Genomic DNA, 17,248 nt, shown 5'->3' on the forward strand with positions numbered 1-17,248 from the left:
GTCAGGGCCAGCGCAGCCTCGCGGGCTCGGCAGCGACTACAGGTGCATCAGGCTTCGGCTGCCGGAGTTTCGAGCTTGCGCTCGGCAGCAGCGGCGGCCAGCTCGGCGGCTACGGCGGGAATGCCTTTGCCATTGAGCAAGCGGGACAGGACGTCCTGGACCACCGGGCTCTTGCCGACCACGCCTTCGATGGCCTTGCCCACCGACAGCGACTTGGCGAAGGAGTTGAAGAAGTCGCCTTCGCCGCCGACGATTTCGATCTTCGCCTTGCTGAGGGCAGCGGACAGCACTTGTGCCTGGTCCTTGGCGATGTCCTTGTTGGCGGCGATGGCAGCCATCGCTTCCTCGAAGTTCTTCTCCAATTGCATGCGGAACTCTTCGTGCTGACGGGCGCTGTCGCTGAGGGAATCCAGGGCACCGAACTTCTTGCCCAGGCCTTCGGCTTCGGCGTTCAGGCGCTCCAGCAATACTTCGGCCTCGGCCGAACCCATGTCCTTGGTGGCCTGGGCCTTGGCCGCGCCCAACTGGGCTTCGCCACGGGCCTGGGCACCGAGCTTCTCTTCCATGACCTTGGCTTCGGCCAGGCCATCTTTCTCTTTGGCTTGCGCCTGAGCTTCCATGACGCGGGCGTCGGCCAGGCCTTTTTCCTGCTCGCCACGGGCTTCAGCGATCATCTGCTCGGCGCGAACCCGTGCCTGGGCCATGCCTTCCTTCTCTTGCGCGGCGACGGTGACTTCCAGAACCCGCGCATCGGCCAGGCCAGGTGCAGCGCGTTCGGCTTCCAGGCCTTCGGCCAGGCGTTTCTTGGCTTCGGACTGCTTGGATGCGGCTTCCAGATCGGCCTGGGCCAGGTTGTTGATTTCCACCGCGCGATGCTTGGAGCGGGTTTCGTCGGCTTCGGCCTGTTTCACCTGGCGGACCATTTCCTGCTCGGCTTCGGCTTGCGCCTGGAGCACGACGACCTGCTTGGCGCGCTCGGCCTGGGAGATCTCGCGCACTTCCTTGATCCGTTCTTCTTCCTGGGCCACGGTCTTCTCGACCGCGACGCGCTCACGAATCACCACGGCGATGTTCTTGCGCTGCTCTTCCAGGGCTTTTTCGCTGTCGATGCGTTGCAGCTCGACTTCACGCTCGCGCGAGACGATTTCCAGGTCTTTGGCGCGGGTGACTTTCTCCACCTCGATCACCACCGCCCGCTGGCGGTTCTGCTGCGCCACTTCGACTTCGCGCTGATGGTTCTCGGTGCGTACGTCGATTTCCTGCTGGGTCTGGATGCGAGCCTGCTCGGACTTCAGGCGCTCCTCTTGCTGGACCTTGGAGGTCTCGGCTTCTTCGCGGGCGCGGATGGTTTCGATCTCGCGCTTCTGCCGCGCTTCGGCATCGGCCTGCTGGCGTTCGAGGGACAGCGAGGCTTCGCGGGTCTCGACGTTTTTCTTCTGGATCGCCAGTTCCTGGTTACGCTCCAGTTCGTTGGTGATCACGTTCTGCATGGCTGTCAGTTCGGTGATCTTGCGAATACCCTCGGCGTCGAGAATGTTGCTCGGGTCCAGGGAATGCTTGGCGGTCTGTTCCAGGTAGTCGATGGCCACGTCTTCCAGCACATAGCCGTTGAGGTCGTTGCCGATCACTTCGATGATGCGATCGCGGAAATCCTGGCGGTTCTCGAACAGCTGCACGAAGTCGAACTGCTTGCCGACGGTTTTCAGGGCTTCGGAGAACTTGGCGTTGAACAGCTCGTTGACTGCCGAGCGATCGGAGGCACGATCGACACCGATGGCCTTGGCCACCTTGAGCACGTCTTCCTGGGTTTCATTGACCCGCAGGTAGAAAGCCACGGTGATGTCGGCGCGCATGTTGTCACGGCAAATCAGCCCGTCCTTGGCGCGACGGTCGACTTCCAGGGTCAGCAGGGAGATCTTCATGAACTCCTTGAGGTGGATGACCGGGTACACCAGGGCGCCGGTGAAATGCACCTTGGGTGTCGAGGACATGTCGTTGACGATCAGCGCGGTGCCCTGCGGGACCTTGATGTAGAAGGCCTTGAACAGCGCCAGCAGGCCGAAGACCACCAGAACGACAAGGCCGACCCCGAACAGGATGGGCAGCAGTGACGGTAAGTTCATTGAAATCAATCTCCTTTGATCTGAGGGAGTCGGGGTCAGATGCCCCGGAACTCGGCCTCGGTAATGACCCGATAGGCGTGTTGCGCCTCCAGATACTCCAGTAACACGACGCGATCGCCGCGTTTGAAAGCCAGTGCCTCATCGGCACGCACGCGCAGGATCAGGCCCGCGCCACCGTCTTGCAAAATGGCTTCGCCGTGCTCCAGGGTGACCCGGCCACTGCGTATCACCGCCGTTTGCCCGATCACTGATCGGCTGTTGGGCGCTTCCATCTTGTGAAACAAGGGCCGCAACGGGCTGCATACCAGCGCACTGATGGGCGCGGCGATAAACAGCGCGATCACGGCCAGCACCAGGCCCAGGGGATAGCGCAACAGCCCCAGGTCCAGGTGGCTGAGAACGAACAGCTCGGCGAAATAGGTAATGAACCAGCTGAAGAAAAACAGCAGGGTCAGGACCAGGGTCAGCGGAATGCCGTTGAGTTTGAACTTGATCAGCAGGCCGGCCAGGCCCTCGGCGTTGCCAGTGCCTTCGAACAGCGAGTCGGCCTCGACGTCCAGCAGGTCGATGTCGATCATACCCAGGGCGACGATCGCCCAGTAGATGACCGCCAGGCACAGCATGAAGCTGAACAGCACGGTGGGAAATGACAATACGGTCTGCAGGAAGATTTCCATCGCGTTCCTATCCCTGAAAAAAGCGGGCAAGGCCAGTTGGCCCCGCCCATCGACAACGGTGAATCAGGTCTTGCCCTGGTCCTTCAGACGCGCCAGCACGCTGTTGGCACTATGGCGGTCTTCAATGATCCCGGCGGCCCGCAGCTTGGCATGCAGCGCGTCCTCGGGGCTGGCGGCGCTGGCCAACTCCTCGGCCGCCTCCATCTGCGCCGCGCGTTCAGCCTGCTGGCGCTTGATGCGCTCCAGGGACTCGACCGCGGTTTGCAGTTTGTTCTGGGTGCCGCCATAACGCTGGGCCACGGCCAACTGGGCCTTTTGCACGCTTTCGGTGGCCTTGACCGTATCCACCTGTTGTTTCAAATGCTTGATATTGCCCTCGGTCTGATTCACCGCCTTGCGCAACTGACTGACGCTGGCGGCAAAGCCCTCGGCCTGTTCCCGCTCGGCACGCAACTCGGCTTCGAGCTGGGCGATCTTCTCTGCCACTTCCAGGGCCAGGGCTTCGTTGCCGACTTCCAGGGCCTTGAGGGCATGGGTTTCGTATTCACTGACACGGGCCGCGGTTTTCTGCACCTGCTCGGACGCCAGCTTCTGGCGCGCCATGATCTGCGCCAGAGACTCTCTTGATGAGCGCAACGCCTGCTCGGCATCGCGGATTTCCTGATCGAGAATACGCAGCGCCTGGCTGTCCACCAGGGCCTCGCCGGCTTCCGTCGCGCCACCACGCAGAGCGGTGAGCAATTTGCTCCAAACGTTCATGTGCATTCCTCCAATCAGGCCTGAGCCTTGAGATAGCCTTCGTAAGCCTCGGTCGCGCGAATCACGTTGCTGGCCAGGGTCTCGATCTCGTACAGCACGTTGGACAGCAGCGAGGTCGCGCTCAAGGCGCCGAACATGCTGTAGCAGCGTTCGCCATCGGCCTGGGTGTCCAGACCGATGCTCGACAGCGGAAACAGTTGGCGACTGAGCAGCACTTCCTCGTTGAAAGCCGCCACATCACTCACCGCGCTCTGCGGCCAGAGCAGCGCCTCAACCAGGATCTGCCCTCCGTGCAAGGCCACGAACAGCGGCAAGTCGCCGTATTCATGCATGGTCACGTGAAGGCTGGCGTCGGCGCCGTCGAGCAACTCGATACTGGCATCGCCAGCGCTGAACAACTCGGTGCCGGCCAGGGCCTGACACAGTGCTTGGGCATTCCAGGTTTGCGGCATGCTCATGTCTCCTTCCTTTTCCACCGGGCCCCGGTCATGCAGGCGTTGGCGAAATATTCGTGGGTATTAACTGAGGACTCGGTTTGCATGGAAGAGAGATTAATTCATCACGCGTGAGAATTTCAATAGCATCACGCGTGATACTAAAAAGACATTTTTTCGGCACGCAAAACAAAACCTCAGGGCACGCCTGAAGCCGGAAAAAGGGAGGGAGGTAAACAAGACACGAGGACCTTTCCCTGGTTTTCCGAAGCGCGCAATCCTTGGCAGACGGCAATTAAACCCGCTGGAGCCCTGAATGAGAAGCACCAATTGCCCGGCCACGCCACGCCGCCCAGGAAAAAGGCCAGCGCCCGGCAGTGCCCTAAACGCCATCAATGGTCTAGGCTAGGCGGATTTTCCTGCCTCGCGGACGCCCCATGAATACCCTCAGCAAGCCTCTCGCCGGATTGAAAGTGATCGAACTCGGCACCCTGATTGCCGGCCCCTTTGCCTCGCGCATCTGCGCCGAGTTCGGGGCCGAGGTGATCAAAGTCGAGTCCCCGGATGGCGGCGATCCTCTGCGCAAGTGGCGCAAGCTGTATGAGGGCACTTCGCTATGGTGGTTTGTCCAGGCACGCAATAAAAAGTCCCTGACCCTCAACCTCAAGCACCCCGACGGCCTGGCCATCCTCAAGCAGTTATTGAGCGATGCCGACATCCTGATCGAGAACTTCCGCCCCGGCGTCCTGGAAAAACTCGGGCTGGGCTGGGACGTCCTCCACGCCCTCAACCCGAAGCTGGTGATGGTGCGCCTCTCCGGCTTCGGCCAGACCGGCCCCATGAAGGACCAGCCGGGTTTTGGCGCGGTCGGTGAATCCATGGGCGGCCTGCGCTACATCACCGGCTTCGAGGATCGCCCGCCGGTACGCACCGGGATTTCCATCGGCGATTCGATTGCCGCCCTGTGGGGCGTGATCGGCGCATTAATGGCGCTCCGCCATCGAGAGGTCAACGGCGGCCAGGGACAGGTGGTCGACGTAGCGTTGTATGAAGCCATTTTCGCGATGATGGAAAGCATGGTTCCGGAGTTCGATGTATTCGGCTTTATCCGCGAGCGCACCGGCAATATCATGCCCGGCATCACCCCCTCGTCCATCCACACCAGCGCCGACGGCAAACACGTGCAGATCGGGGCCAACGGCGATGCGATTTTCAAGCGCTTCATGCTGCTGATCGGTCGTGAAGACCTGGCCAACGACCCGGTCCTGGCCAGCAATGACGGGCGTGACAGCCGGCGTGACGAACTGTACGGAGTGATCGATCGCTGGGTCAGTTCGCTGCCGCTGGACCAGGTGGTCGAACAGCTGAACCGCGCCGAAGTGCCCGCCAGCCGGATCTTCAGCGCCGAGGACATGTTCAGCGACCCGCAGTTTCTGGCCCGGGAAATGTTCCTCCAGGCCAAGCTGCCGGACGGGAAAGATTTCAAGATGCCCGGCATCGTGCCGAAACTCTCTGAGACGCCGGGTACTTGCGAATGGGTCGGCGCGCAATTGGGCGAGCACACCACGCAGGTACTGGACGCATTGGGTTATGACCGCGAGCAGATCAGCCGTCTGCGCGCAGCCGGGGCGATCTAGCCCCTGACGAGGATGCAGCAGGATGAATGTTTGCCACAGAGAATCGACCCCCTGATGGACCCACGCAGCAGCCGGCGAACCACTTCCGTGAAGCGCATCCTGCCGCTGCTGCTGGTATTGAGCGGGTTTCCACAGATCGGCCAGGCCAAGGAAACCCTACTCTGGCTGTTACGCGACCTGCCGCCGACCACGATTTTCGATGGCCCGCAAAAAGACCAGGGCGTGGTCGATCAAATACTGCCCGCCCTGTTCGCCAGCATGCCGGAATACGAACACACCATCGTCCACGTCAACCGCGCCCGCGGCATACAGATGCTCCGCGACTCGCCCTTCGCCTGCGACCCATCATTGATGCTGACCCCGCAGCGCGCGCAGTGGGTGGCGTTTTCCAAAATCAGTTTTCGCGCCTTCAGCAATGGCGTGGCAGCCCTGCGCCAGGATCATGCCAGCCTGCGGCCATTTATCCAGGACGGTCGGCTGGACCTGGCAGCGTTGCTGGCCAGCGGACCGCGTAGCGTCGGCATCGTCGCCGAGCGCAGTTATGGCGATCAGATCGACAGCCTGCTGGGCAAAGCCCCCAGCGATGCCCTGACCGCCCACTATGGCAACAGCGCCATTGGCAACCTGCTGCAGATGCAGCGCCTGGGCAGGCTCAAGACCCTGATCGGCTACCAGCCGGAAATCCGCTTCCAGGCGCAACAGCAAGGCATCGACCCGAGCAGTCTGGAGTTCTATCCGATTATTGGCGTACAAAAATACCAGGCGGTGCATGTCGGCTGCTCGAACACAGCCCAGGGGCGACACGCCATCGAGCGCATCAACCAGACCCTGCTGCAACTGCGCCAGAACCGCCTGATCGAGCTGTATGCCGCCTGGCTGGAGCCGCCGATACGCGAGGAATACCGCAAGGATGCCCTGGCGCTTTTTCGCGAAAAACCCGAGCAGTAATAAACGCCGGACAAAAGAAACCCCGAGAAGTGGGGAGACGACTCGGGGTTAAACGTGGCCTACAAAGACCAGTACAACAAGCTACAAGCACCGGAGCACAATGCTTGATCCTGCTGATACAAGGTCTGACGACCCTGGGGCAGGAAGGTTCCGCAAAAAGTTAAATCAGGGCCTTCTGTCGAAGGCCTTTTCTTGCGCCGCATTGCGCAAGGCTGCAATCACGCAGGGTTCCAGACGCCCTTCGGCAATCAACAAATCTCGGTGCAGGCCATCAACGACATCGGTCAACAGGCGCTTGTCAGTCAACTGCGCCTGATTGATCTCACGTTCGAGCACGATGGCGCCCTGCACATTTTTCAAGGTCACCAGGCATTCGCCATGGGCACCCGACGGGGTCAGAGTTACCTGATACGGGCTCAAAGCTTCACCCAGCAATAGGCTGATACTTTCCATCTCGATCACCACTCAATAGTCCGAAAACACAGTGCTTTAGGGCGTGTCCACAATAAGTGACCACCGGCCCGAGAAGAAAGTTCGTCAGCAGGCCCCAGGTCATACCGACCCGAGTCTTGCGAGCATGCACGGCAAAGATGACAAGGATAAAACACAGACCGGTTCCCATCGGCACAATCCGCCTGGGCGACAACCACAAAAAAGCCCGTCATCAGACGGGCTTCAAGAGCTGCGCAGCCTGCTCGATCAGAGCGGCTTGCCGCGGTTACCGTGCTGGCTGACAAACCCCTGGACCGCTTTCAGGTCGTTGGCCAGGACCGTGCACCGTTCCTCGCGCTCGAACAGATCGGACAGGTGCGCCGGCAGCTCAAGGGCCTTGCCAACACCGGCCTTCTCCACCGCTTCCGGGAACTTGACCGGGTGTGCGGTACCGAGGATCACCATCGGCGTATCCAGGCTGCGACGGCACTCGCGGGCCGCTTTCACGCCGATGGCGGTGTGCGGGTCCAGCAGCTCGCCGCACTGGGCGAAGACTTCAGCGATGGTCTCGCAGGTCTGTGCGTCATCCACGGCCAGGGAATCGAACAGCTTGCGGGCTTCGGTCCAGCGCTCTTCTTCAACGCTGAAACCACCACCCTGCTTGAAGCTGTCCATCAGGCCCGCGATGGCCGCGCCGTTGCGACCGTGCAGGTCAAACAGCAGACGCTCGAAGTTCGACGAGACCATGATGTCCATGGACGGTGACAGGGTCGCGTGCAGGGTTTCCTTGACGTACTGATTGCCGCTCATGAAGCGGTGCAGAATGTCGTTGCGGTTGGTGGCGACGATCAACTGGTTGATCGGCAAGCCCATGTTGCGCGCCAGGTAACCGGCAAAGATGTCGCCGAAGTTGCCGGTCGGCACCGAGAACGCCACCGAACGTGCCGGGCCGCCCAACTGCAGAGCTGCGTGGAAGTAATAGACGATCTGGGCCATGATCCGCGCCCAGTTGATCGAGTTCACCGCCACCAGCCGCGTGCCCTTGAGGAAGCCCTGGTCAGCGAAGCTGTTCTTGACCATTTCCTGGCAGTCGTCGAAGTTGCCTTCGATGGCGATGTTGTGGATGTTCTCGCCAAAGATGGTCGTCATCTGCCGACGCTGCACTTCCGACACACGCTTGTGCGGGTGCAGGATAAAGATGTCGACGTTTTCGCAATGCTTGCAGCCTTCAATCGCCGCCGAGCCGGTATCACCGGAGGTCGCGCCGATGATCACTACGCGCTCGCCACGCTTGGCCAGCACGTAATCGAGCAGGCGACCCAACAGTTGCAGGGCGAAGTCCTTGAACGCCAGGGTCGGGCCATGGAACAGCTCCAGGACCCACTCATTGCCATTCAGCTGACGCAATGGGGCGATGGCGCTGTGGGAAAACACACCGTAGGTCTCTTCCAGGATCTTCTTGAAATCCGCATCCGGAATGCTGCCTGCAACGAACGGGCGCATGACCCGGAACGCCAGCTCGTGATACGGCAGGCCGGCCCAGGAGGCGATTTCTTCCTGGGTGAAGCGTGGCAGGCACTCCGGCACATAGAGACCACCATCACTGGCCAAACCTGCCAGCAGCACATCTTCGAAATTCAGGGCCGGTGCCTGGCCACGAGTACTGATATAGCGCATAGGAGCAAACCTTCGGTTTGAGCTGCAAGCTGCAAGCTGCAAGCGACAAGTGAAAAGCGGCTCTGCTCTCACTTGCAGCTTGAAGCCTGAGGCTTGCAGCTGCTGTTAATTCAGATGTTCGACACGGATGCGGACCACCGGACCCACGACACCCTGCAGGGCTTCCAGGGCGTTGATCGCATCGTTGATGCGCTGTTCCACCACGCGGTGGGTCAGCAGGATCATCGGCACCAGGCCGTCATGCTCTTCGACTTCTTTCTGCATGATCGACTCGATGTTGATGCCGCGCTCCGACAGAATGCTCGCCACCTGGGCCAGCACGCCAGGATGATCCTTGGCCTGGATCCGCAGGTAGTAGGCGCTTTCGCAGGCCTCGATCGGCAGGATCGGGTGGGCCGACAACGAGTCCGGCTGGAAGGCCAGGTGCGGCACGCGGTTTTCCGGGTCGCTGGTCATGGCACGAACCACGTCCACCAGGTCGGCGATCACCGACGAAGCGGTCGGCTCCATGCCGGCGCCAGCGCCGTAGAACAGGGTCGAACCGGCGGCGTCGCCATTGACCATCACGGCGTTCATCACGCCGTTGACATTGGCGATCAGGCGATCAGCCGGGATCAGTGTCGGGTGCACGCGCAACTCGATGCCGGCAGCGGTGCTGCGCGCCACGCCCAGGTGCTTGATGCGGTAGCCCAGGGCCTCGGCGTAGTTCACGTCGGCGGTGGTCAGCTTGGTGATGCCTTCGGTGTAGGCCTTGTCGAATTGCAGCGGGATACCAAAGGCGATGGACGCCAGGATGGTCAGCTTGTGCGCCGCATCGATGCCTTCGACGTCAAAGGTCGGGTCGGCTTCGGCATAGCCCAGGGCCTGGGCTTCGGCCAGCACGTCTTCGAAGGTACGGCCCTTCTCGCGCATTTCGGTGAGGATGAAGTTACCGGTGCCGTTGATGATCCCGGCCACCCAGTTGATGCGGTTGGCTGACAGGCCTTCACGAATCGCCTTGATCACCGGGATACCGCCGGCCACTGCAGCTTCAAAGGCGACGATCACGCCCTTTTCACGGGCCTTGGCGAAGATTTCATTGCCGTGGACGGCAATCAGCGCCTTGTTCGCGGTAACCACGTGCTTGCCGTTTTCGATGGCCTTGAGCACCAGCTCGCGGGCGACGGTGTAGCCACCCATCAACTCGATGACGATATTGATTTCAGGGTTGGTGGCCACGGCGAAGACATCGTTGGTAATCGCAATACCGGTCGTCTGGAACTGAGGCTTTGGCGTACGCATGGCAATTTGTGCCACTTCGATTCCACGCCCGGCACGGCGGGCAATCTCCTCGGCGTTACGCTGAAGTACGTTGAGGGTGCCGCCACCGACGGTACCCAGCCCACAGATGCCTACTTTGACCGGATTCACTTTGAACTCCCCATAAAACGGCCGACTCAAGGTCGGCCGTGGAAATCAGCCGCAGACCGCGCGGCTCTCTATTAATGACGCAGCGACCGAAAGCGCCACGCCATGATCGTCAAAGGCTCGACGACGCAGGATTATTTCGCACCCAGCGCCAGTTTGGCGACTTGTGGCGCAGGCTGGTAGCCCGGAATCACTTGGCCATCAGCCAAAACGATGGCCGGCGTACCGTTCACACCAATCGACTGGCCCAGGGCGAACTGCTTGGAAACCGGGTTGGCGCACTTGGCCGCCTTGACTTCCTTGCCGTCGGTCATCTTGTCCATGGCGGCTTTTTTATCCGCCGAACACCAGACCGCCTGCAACTGCTCGTCGCCCGGCGAGCCAAGACCCTGGCGCGGGAACGCAACATAACGCACTTCGATACCCAGCTTGTTCAGCTCGGGCACTTCGGCGTGCAGCTTGTGGCAGTAAGGGCAGGTGGTGTCGGTAAAGACGGTGATGTGGGTCTTGGTTTCGCCGATGGCCGGGTAAACCACGGTTTCCGCAACAGGGATGCCGTTGATCAATTTGGAAATGCCCAGGCGTTCGGTTTTTTCGGTCAGATTGACCGGCTTGCCGTCCTTGAGCTGAAACAGGTAACCCTGCATCACGAACTGGCCGTCGGCGCTGGCGTACAGCACGCGGCTGCCCTTGAGCTTGACTTCGTACAGACCGGGCAGCGGGCTGAGGGTGATGCTTTCCACCGGCACTTCAAGCTGCAGGCTTTCAAGGCTCTTGCGAATGGCTTTTTCAGCGCCGTCATCGGCAACGGCAAAGGTACTGACCAACGCAATGGCTGCGGCGGCGATAATCTGGGTCACGCGCATGGGAACTCCTGGAGGCGGACAAATGGGACGGGTAGAACGCCCGTACTGGAACACCGGGTCATAACCGCCCACTTTGCAAACCGGCAAAGCCTATCACATATGCCCGCAGGGGCCGACTACAGCTGACGCAAGAGCGTTGGCAGCGGTCGGTTATCGATCAGCCGCGCGGATGATGTCGGGCATGCAGATCCTGCAGGCGGGCGCGGGCCACATGGGTGTAGATCTGGGTGGTCGAGAGGTCGCTGTGCCCCAGCAACATCTGCACCACACGCAGGTCGGCGCCATGGTTGAGCAGGTGGGTGGCAAAGGCATGGCGCAAGGTGTGGGGCGACAGCGACTTACCGATCCCCGCGACCTTGGCCTGGTGCTTGATGCGATGCCAGAAGGTCTGGCGGGTCATCTGCTCACCGCGCTGACTGGGGAACAGCACATCGCTGGGCCGTCCGCCGAGCAACTCGCCCCGGGCATCGCGCATATAGCGCTCGACCCAGACAATCGACTCCTCGCCCATGGGCACCAGGCGCTCCTTGCTGCCCTTGCCCATCACCCGCAACACGCCCTGGCGCAGGTTGACCTGTTCCAGGGTCAGGCTGATCAATTCAGTGACCCGCAAGCCGCAGGCATACAGCACTTCGAGCATGGCGCGGTCGCGCTGGCCGATGGCGTCGCTCAAGTCCGGCGCGGCCAGCAGGGCTTCGACATCCGCTTCCGACAGCGACTTGGGCAGCGGCCGGCCGAGTTGCGGCATGTCGACTTGCAGGGTCGGGTCGACGGCGATCAGTTTTTCCCGCAGCAAGTAACGGTAGAAGCCCCGTACCCCGGATAGAAAACGCGCGGTGGAACGCGGCTTGTACGCCTGCTCGACGCGCCAGGCCAGGTGATCGAGGATCAGCTCGCGCCCGGCATTGGGCAGCTCCAGCCCTTGCTCCTGCAACCAGCCGTTGAACAACGCCAGGTCACTGCGATAGGCATCGCGGGTGTTGTCCGACAGGCCTTTTTCCAGCCACAACGCATCGAGAAAACGGTCGATCAGGGGATGGTCGATGGCGGCCATAAATACTCGAAAGGCGCAGGCCAAAGGCCGCGCTTAAATAAATAGTGAACTGTGCTGAGGGTCGCTAGTCTTTCATAGCCGGCTATTTCAAGGAACAGGGAGCTTCAATGAACGAACAACAGATACTGCTGGCCATCGGCGGCATCGGCGTCGCTGCCCTGGGCTGCCAATGGCTGGCCTGGCGCCTGAAGCTGCCGGCCATCCTGTTCCTGCTGCTGAGCGGGATCCTCGCCGGCCCGCTGCTCGGCTGGCTCGACCCGCAAGAGCTGTTCGGCCCGCTGCTGATGCCCATGGTGTCGCTGGCGGTGGCGCTGATCCTGTTTGAAGGCAGCCTGACCCTGCGCCTTTCCGAGTGGCACGAAATCGGCCGAGTCGTGCGGCGCCTGGTGACCATCGGCGCCCTTTCGACCTGGGCCGTGATCAGCCTGGCAACCCATTGGCTGCTGGGCTTCGACTGGATGCTGGCCCTGCTGTTCGGAACCCTGACCCTGGTCACCGGACCCACAGTGATCGTGCCGATGTTACGGGTGGTGCGCCCCCGGGCCTCGATCGCCAACATCCTGCGCTGGGAAGGGATTGTCATCGACCCCATCGGCGCCCTGCTGGCGGTGGTGGTCTACAGCTTCATCATTGCCAGCGCATCCGGCGACGGCCTGAGCCACAGCCTGATGACCTTTGGCGGCGTGATCCTGTGCGGCAGCCTGTTCGGTATCGGCGGCGGCTGGGCCCTGGGCAGTGTCATGCGTCATCAATGGCTGCCGGAGTATCTGCACAACCTCGCCACCCTGGCCACGGTGCTGGGGATTTTCATTGCCGCCAACCAAGTGATGCACGAGTCGGGCCTGCTGGCGGTGACGGTGATGGGCATGTGGCTGGCCAATATGAAGGGCGTCGATGTGCGGCAGATCCTGCACTTCAAGGAAAACCTCAGTGTGCTGCTGATTTCCGGCCTGTTCATTCTGCTGGCGGCGCGCCTGGACCTGCAGGCACTGATCGCCCTCGGGCCACTGGTGCTGATTCTGCTGCTGGTGATCCAGTTCATCGCCCGCCCGCTGAACGTCATGCTGTCCACCGCCGGCTCAAGCCTGAACTGGCGCGAGCGCGCCCTGCTCTGCTGGATTGCCCCCAGGGGCATCGTCGCCGCAGCCGTGTCGGCAATCTTCGCCATCCGTCTCGACCAGGCCGGCCACGAAGGCGCCTTGCTGCTGGTGCCGCTGACCTTTGCCGTGATCATTGGCACCGTGGTCCTGCAAAGCGCCACCGCACGCCCACTGGCGCGCCTGCTGAAAGTCGCGGAGCCGGCGCCCAGCGGCTTTCTGATCGTCGGCGCCAACACACCCGCGCGAACCATCGGCAAAGCCCTGCAGCAACTGGGCAGCCGGGTACTGCTCACCGACTCCAACTGGGAGAACATCCGCGCCGCCCGCATGGACGGCCTGCCGACCTACTTCGGCAACCCGGCGTCACAGCATGCTGACGCCCACCTGGACCTGGTCGGCCTCGGCCACCTGCTGGCGCTGTCTCCCGCCGGCGAGCTGAATGCCGTGGCCGCCATGCGCTTTCGCCACGACTTCGGCCACCAGCGCCTGTTCACCCTGACCAGCGGCCTGGAAAACCGTCGCACCGACAAACACCGCGCCAGCCTTGAGCACCGCGGGCACCTGCTGGGCAGTGAAACCCTGACCTTCAACAGGCTGGCCAGCCTGCTGAACCAGGGCGCCGAGCTCTACAGCACCCACCTGACCACCGGGTTCACCTGGGACGACTACCAGACCCTGCACGGCGAACGCGCGACCCTGCTCTTCGCCCGCGACAGCAACGGCTGGGTGCACGTGGTCACGCCAGAGAGCGCATTGCAACCGACTGCCGGCTGGACCTTGCTGGCGCTGATCGAGAAGGACAGCGCCTGAGGCGTTACTCAGACGGCAAAACCCGGCAGCACCGGGACCGGGCGTTTGTCTTCGTCAATCGCGACAAAGCTGAACAGGCCGTGAATGGCCTTTTCACGCCCATCGCAACTCATGCTTTCGACAAACACCTCAACCTCGACCTTGAGGCTGGTATTCCCCACTTTCACCACCCGCCCCACCAGCTCGACGATCGAGCCGGCGGCAATCGGGTGGTTGAAGTCGATGCGATCGGTGGACACGGTCACTAGCGGCAGGCGGCAGAAACGGGTCGCGGCGATAAACGACACTTCGTCCATCCAGGCCAGGGCCGTGCCGCCGAACAGGGTGTTGTGGTGGTTGGTGGTGGAGGGGAAGACCGCCTTGGTCACACGGGTGACCGACAGCTCGGTACGGCGCTGGATTTCTTGCTCACGAAGGGTCATGGGTCTACTGCCTGAATGGGTCGACCCGCGCATGGGCACGCTGCGGGCATAAAGGGCCGATGAGCGCTGCACGGCAGCGACCAGGGGCTCGATGGGAACAACGGGGTGGCCGCCCGCCTGTGGATAACAACAGGCCGGGGCCGCCGAGAGGATGTGACGCACCCTCTGGCCCATGCAGGCTGCATGGCTCGGGCGATCACACTTTATTGGGGCGGTGAGTATATCGCCGCCCGCCTGGGGCCGATAGAACCCGCGATACGCCAGAGGCGACGCTCAGCCACAAAAAAATGCGATTATCCGCGCACCGAAAAAGGAGACCCATGCGCCATGGATGCCCTGCCCACGCCCTTGCTCGTCGAGCACCTGCTGCAACGCCTGAGCACCGACAGGCCGGATCATCCAGCCTTTGTTGGCGCACCGATCGATATCAGCCCCCTGACACCCGCTCAGTTGGGCAGCCTCTGGCCGGCTATCCGCCGGGCCCTGCGCGACTATGCAAACCCGGCTGCGCAACAGATGGCGACCTCGATCCTGCAACAGGTCACGCAGCTGGAACTGAGCCCGACTCTCGATCAAGGCACCCTGCTGGAGGCCCTGCGCACTTGCCTGAACTGGCAGGAAGCTGTGGAGCAACTGGCTTATGCCACCGGCCAGCCGAGCGCCGCATTGGCCAGCGAGCTGCGCAGGATCCTCGATGAACCCTCTGCGCACTGGGCGGCGAATTACCATCAGGCCTACGTCCTGACGCAGTGGGTCGATGAAGAAGCCCAGGCCGCGCTGCGACGTTGCGTGCAAGAGCGTTACGCCAATGCGCCCTATGCCCGACAGGAATTCGAGCTGCTTGAGCACCTGGAGCCACAATCACGGCTGGCCCTTGCCGGCAGCGACTACTGGACCGGTCATCACCACCTGAGCGCCGACCCCGCCTGGGTGCTGATGGGGGACGCCGTGTACGTCGAGTTCTCGCAGCACATCCTCAACCTCGCCGCCCGGCGCCTGGAAGATATCCACAGCGGTCACACGCCCTATGTGGCCGATGGCGCCTTCACCATCGATGACACGCCGGTGATCGCCCGAGCTGCCCGGGTCGCGTTAATGCGCGATGCCCCGTGGCTGCCGCCGCTGATGGACAGCTTGCTGCCCAAGGCCTGCGTCGCCCCGACCCAGGCCAAGACCGCGCCGTCGCAATCCCTGGCCATCGCCCTGGGTCACTGCATCGAGCAGGTCCCCACTCCGGAAAGTGTGCAGGCTCTGCGCAGCGCCTTGAGCCTGGTGCGGCATGCCAGCGTCCAGAAAAAACTCACGCGCAACCTCAAGCCTGCCGAACGCGGCCTGGCACAACGCCCCGAAATCGCCCTGCGCCTGGCACCGACCAGCGCGCCCGGCAAGGCCCAGCACGCACTCCTGGCCAGTTGCCTGGAGTCCGGGCTGTGGCAGCCCTTTGAGTTGTCTTTTAGCGACTGGCGAGCGCAACTGGCGGACTCCGCCGTGGGCGCGCCCTTTGCCCGCTCACTGATATGGGTTGCCCATCAGGACCAGGGGCCAAGTCGCAGCTTCGTGCTGAACGCCAACGCCCATGCGGTTGATGCCCAGGGTCAGCCGCTGACACTGGAGGCCGGGGGCCGGATTTCGCTGTGGCATCCATTGTCCGCCGGCGCAGCGGAACGCCAGGCCTGGCAACGCCTGATCATCGAACGCCGGATCAAGCAGCCACTGCGCCAGGTGTTTCGCGAGTTCTACCTGCCGCCGCCAGAGGAACTGGAGAGCCACGCCAGCCAGGTATTCGCCGGGCACAGCCTGTCCATCCGCCCGCTGATCGGCCTGGCGCGTCGCGAAGGCTGGAAGATCGACCGCGACGGCGGCCTGAACCGGAACCTGGGGGATATCCGGGTCACCTTCGAAGTGGGGGCCGAACTCTACCCGGGCCTGCAGGGCCACTGCCTGTCCGGCGCCGTACATTTCGCCCGGCGTAGCGAGAAACACTGGCGGCCCGTGCTGCTGAAAAATGTGCCGCCACAGGTATTTTCAGAAGCCTGCCGGGCCATCGATCTACTGGTCAGCATCAGCAGTTTCGCCATCGAAGAGCTGACGCAGAACGCCGCTGGCGAGCCTATCAGCCCAATGCCCCCAGGCAAGAGGGAGCAACGCCTGGAGCTTCTGTCTGGACACAATCTCAACCAGATGACGCTGATGCGCCGACATGTACTGAGCACGGCCTTCGCCCCGCTGATCGAGGAAGGCAAGGTGGCGATGGATGGGCGTCATGTGCGGGTCGGGGATTACGCGGTGCACCTGGTCACCGGGCGCGTGTCGCGCGACGGAGCGCCGGCGGATGTGGCGTTGGCGGCGCAAAGTGGCAAGTTGGCTGCCCTGCCCTGGCTGCCGTATGACGAGGTGCTGCTGGAGAGGATCGCCAATACCGTCTGCGCCCTGCTGAATCCGTCAGGGCGCTAAATGCCAGGCAATAAAAAAGCAGCCCGTAGGCTGCTTTTTCTGCATCGGAAGCTGGACTTAAGCCAGTTTTTCCTTGATGCGAGCTGCTTTACCCGACAGGTCACGCAGGTAGTACAGCTTGGCTTTACGTACGTCACCGCGACGCTTAACAGCCATGCTGTCGATTTGCGGGCTGTAGGTCTGGAAAGTACGCTCTACGCCAACACCGTTGGAGATTTTACGAACAGTGAAAGCACTGTTCACACCACGGTTACGCTTGGCGATTACGACGCCTTCGAACGCTTGCAGACGCGAACGGTCGCCTTCCTTCACTTTCACCTGAACGACAATAGTGTCGCCCGGGGCAAAGGTAGGGATCTCTTTGGTCATCTGCTCTGCTTCGAGTGCAAGAATGATTTTGTTAGTCATGCTGTGCTCCTAAGGTAAATCGTCTGACTTACCATCGATA

The 17,248-nt window shown here is 62.0% G+C and carries 15 protein-coding genes; 4 read left to right on the forward strand and 11 right to left on the reverse strand.

Annotation, left to right across the window (positions count from 1 at the left end; translation table 11 throughout):
• Nucleotides 1-47: 47 nt before the first annotated feature.
• From AC19YX_RS20225 to AC19YX_RS20240, 4 genes are all read right to left on the reverse strand, one after another.
• On the reverse strand, nucleotides 48-2,123 hold the full coding sequence (locus tag AC19YX_RS20225) for a flotillin family protein (protein ID WP_078469971.1): 2,076 nt from the start codon (nucleotides 2,121-2,123) through the stop codon (nucleotides 48-50).
• A gap of 35 nt (nucleotides 2,124-2,158) precedes the next feature.
• Entirely contained in the window at nucleotides 2,159-2,800 is a 642-nt protein-coding gene (locus AC19YX_RS20230; RefSeq protein WP_500606857.1) for a hypothetical protein, read from the reverse strand.
• 63 nt (nucleotides 2,801-2,863) lie between these two features.
• Nucleotides 2,864-3,559, reverse strand: coding sequence for a PspA/IM30 family protein (locus tag AC19YX_RS20235; RefSeq protein WP_078469969.1), 696 nt, complete (start codon nucleotides 3,557-3,559; stop codon nucleotides 2,864-2,866).
• Nucleotides 3,560-3,573: 14 nt separating this feature from the next.
• On the reverse strand, nucleotides 3,574-4,068 hold the full coding sequence (locus AC19YX_RS20240) for a YjfI family protein (RefSeq protein ID WP_500606947.1): 495 nt from the start codon (nucleotides 4,066-4,068) through the stop codon (nucleotides 3,574-3,576).
• Nucleotides 4,069-4,430: 362 nt separating this feature from the next.
• Between AC19YX_RS20240 and AC19YX_RS20245 the strand changes: the two genes are divergently transcribed.
• Together AC19YX_RS20245 and AC19YX_RS20250 are read left to right on the forward strand one after the other, a co-directional pair.
• On the forward strand, nucleotides 4,431-5,630 hold the full coding sequence (locus AC19YX_RS20245; RefSeq protein WP_500606858.1) for a CaiB/BaiF CoA transferase family protein: 1,200 nt from the start codon (nucleotides 4,431-4,433) through the stop codon (nucleotides 5,628-5,630).
• 54 nt (nucleotides 5,631-5,684) lie between these two features.
• The gene (locus AC19YX_RS20250; protein ID WP_078469968.1) at nucleotides 5,685-6,578 is read left to right on the forward strand and encodes a TIGR02285 family protein; all 894 of its coding nucleotides are present in this window, start codon (nucleotides 5,685-5,687) and stop codon (nucleotides 6,576-6,578) included.
• 165 nt (nucleotides 6,579-6,743) lie between these two features.
• Here the strand turns inward: AC19YX_RS20250 and AC19YX_RS20255 are convergent, their stop codons facing one another.
• The 5 genes from AC19YX_RS20255 to xerD all read right to left on the reverse strand — a co-directional run bounded on the left by AC19YX_RS20255 (nucleotide 6,744) and on the right by xerD (nucleotide 12,014).
• Nucleotides 6,744-7,031, reverse strand: a complete 288-nt coding sequence (locus tag AC19YX_RS20255) for a DUF3509 domain-containing protein (protein WP_020298985.1) — start codon at nucleotides 7,029-7,031, stop codon at nucleotides 6,744-6,746.
• 246 nt (nucleotides 7,032-7,277) lie between these two features.
• The gene (gene thrC / locus AC19YX_RS20260; protein ID WP_020298984.1) at nucleotides 7,278-8,687 is read right to left on the reverse strand and encodes a threonine synthase; all 1,410 of its coding nucleotides are present in this window, start codon (nucleotides 8,685-8,687) and stop codon (nucleotides 7,278-7,280) included.
• A 105-nt stretch (nucleotides 8,688-8,792) separates the two neighbouring features.
• Nucleotides 8,793-10,097 carry a homoserine dehydrogenase gene (locus tag AC19YX_RS20265; RefSeq protein WP_500606859.1) on the reverse strand — a complete coding sequence of 435 codons (1,305 nt, stop codon included), beginning with the start codon at nucleotides 10,095-10,097 and terminating at the stop codon, nucleotides 8,793-8,795.
• 131 nt (nucleotides 10,098-10,228) lie between these two features.
• The gene (locus AC19YX_RS20270; protein ID WP_078469967.1) at nucleotides 10,229-10,960 is read right to left on the reverse strand and encodes a thioredoxin fold domain-containing protein; all 732 of its coding nucleotides are present in this window, start codon (nucleotides 10,958-10,960) and stop codon (nucleotides 10,229-10,231) included.
• 157 nt (nucleotides 10,961-11,117) lie between these two features.
• On the reverse strand, nucleotides 11,118-12,014 hold the full coding sequence (gene xerD, locus AC19YX_RS20275; protein ID WP_078469966.1) for a site-specific tyrosine recombinase XerD: 897 nt from the start codon (nucleotides 12,012-12,014) through the stop codon (nucleotides 11,118-11,120).
• A gap of 107 nt (nucleotides 12,015-12,121) precedes the next feature.
• Here xerD and AC19YX_RS20280 point away from each other — a divergent pair, with 107 nt between their 5' ends.
• Nucleotides 12,122-13,924, forward strand: a complete 1,803-nt coding sequence (locus tag AC19YX_RS20280; protein WP_500606860.1) for a cation:proton antiporter — start codon at nucleotides 12,122-12,124, stop codon at nucleotides 13,922-13,924.
• A gap of 8 nt (nucleotides 13,925-13,932) precedes the next feature.
• Here the strand turns inward: AC19YX_RS20280 and AC19YX_RS20285 are convergent, their stop codons facing one another.
• On the reverse strand, nucleotides 13,933-14,346 hold the full coding sequence (locus AC19YX_RS20285) for an acyl-CoA thioesterase (protein WP_201129592.1): 414 nt from the start codon (nucleotides 14,344-14,346) through the stop codon (nucleotides 13,933-13,935).
• Nucleotides 14,347-14,673: 327 nt separating this feature from the next.
• Between AC19YX_RS20285 and AC19YX_RS20290 the strand changes: the two genes are divergently transcribed.
• Nucleotides 14,674-16,800, forward strand: coding sequence for a DUF4132 domain-containing protein (locus AC19YX_RS20290; protein ID WP_500606861.1), 2,127 nt, complete (start codon nucleotides 14,674-14,676; stop codon nucleotides 16,798-16,800).
• A 57-nt stretch (nucleotides 16,801-16,857) separates the two neighbouring features.
• Here the strand turns inward: AC19YX_RS20290 and rplS are convergent, their stop codons facing one another.
• Nucleotides 16,858-17,208 (reverse strand): 50S ribosomal protein L19, encoded by a 351-nt coding sequence (rplS, locus tag AC19YX_RS20295; protein WP_003175895.1) that lies wholly within the window; start codon nucleotides 17,206-17,208, stop codon nucleotides 16,858-16,860.
• Nucleotides 17,209-17,248: the final 40 nt, after the last annotated feature.

The sequence above is a fragment of the Pseudomonas sp. MF09150 genome, assembly GCF_059862355.1.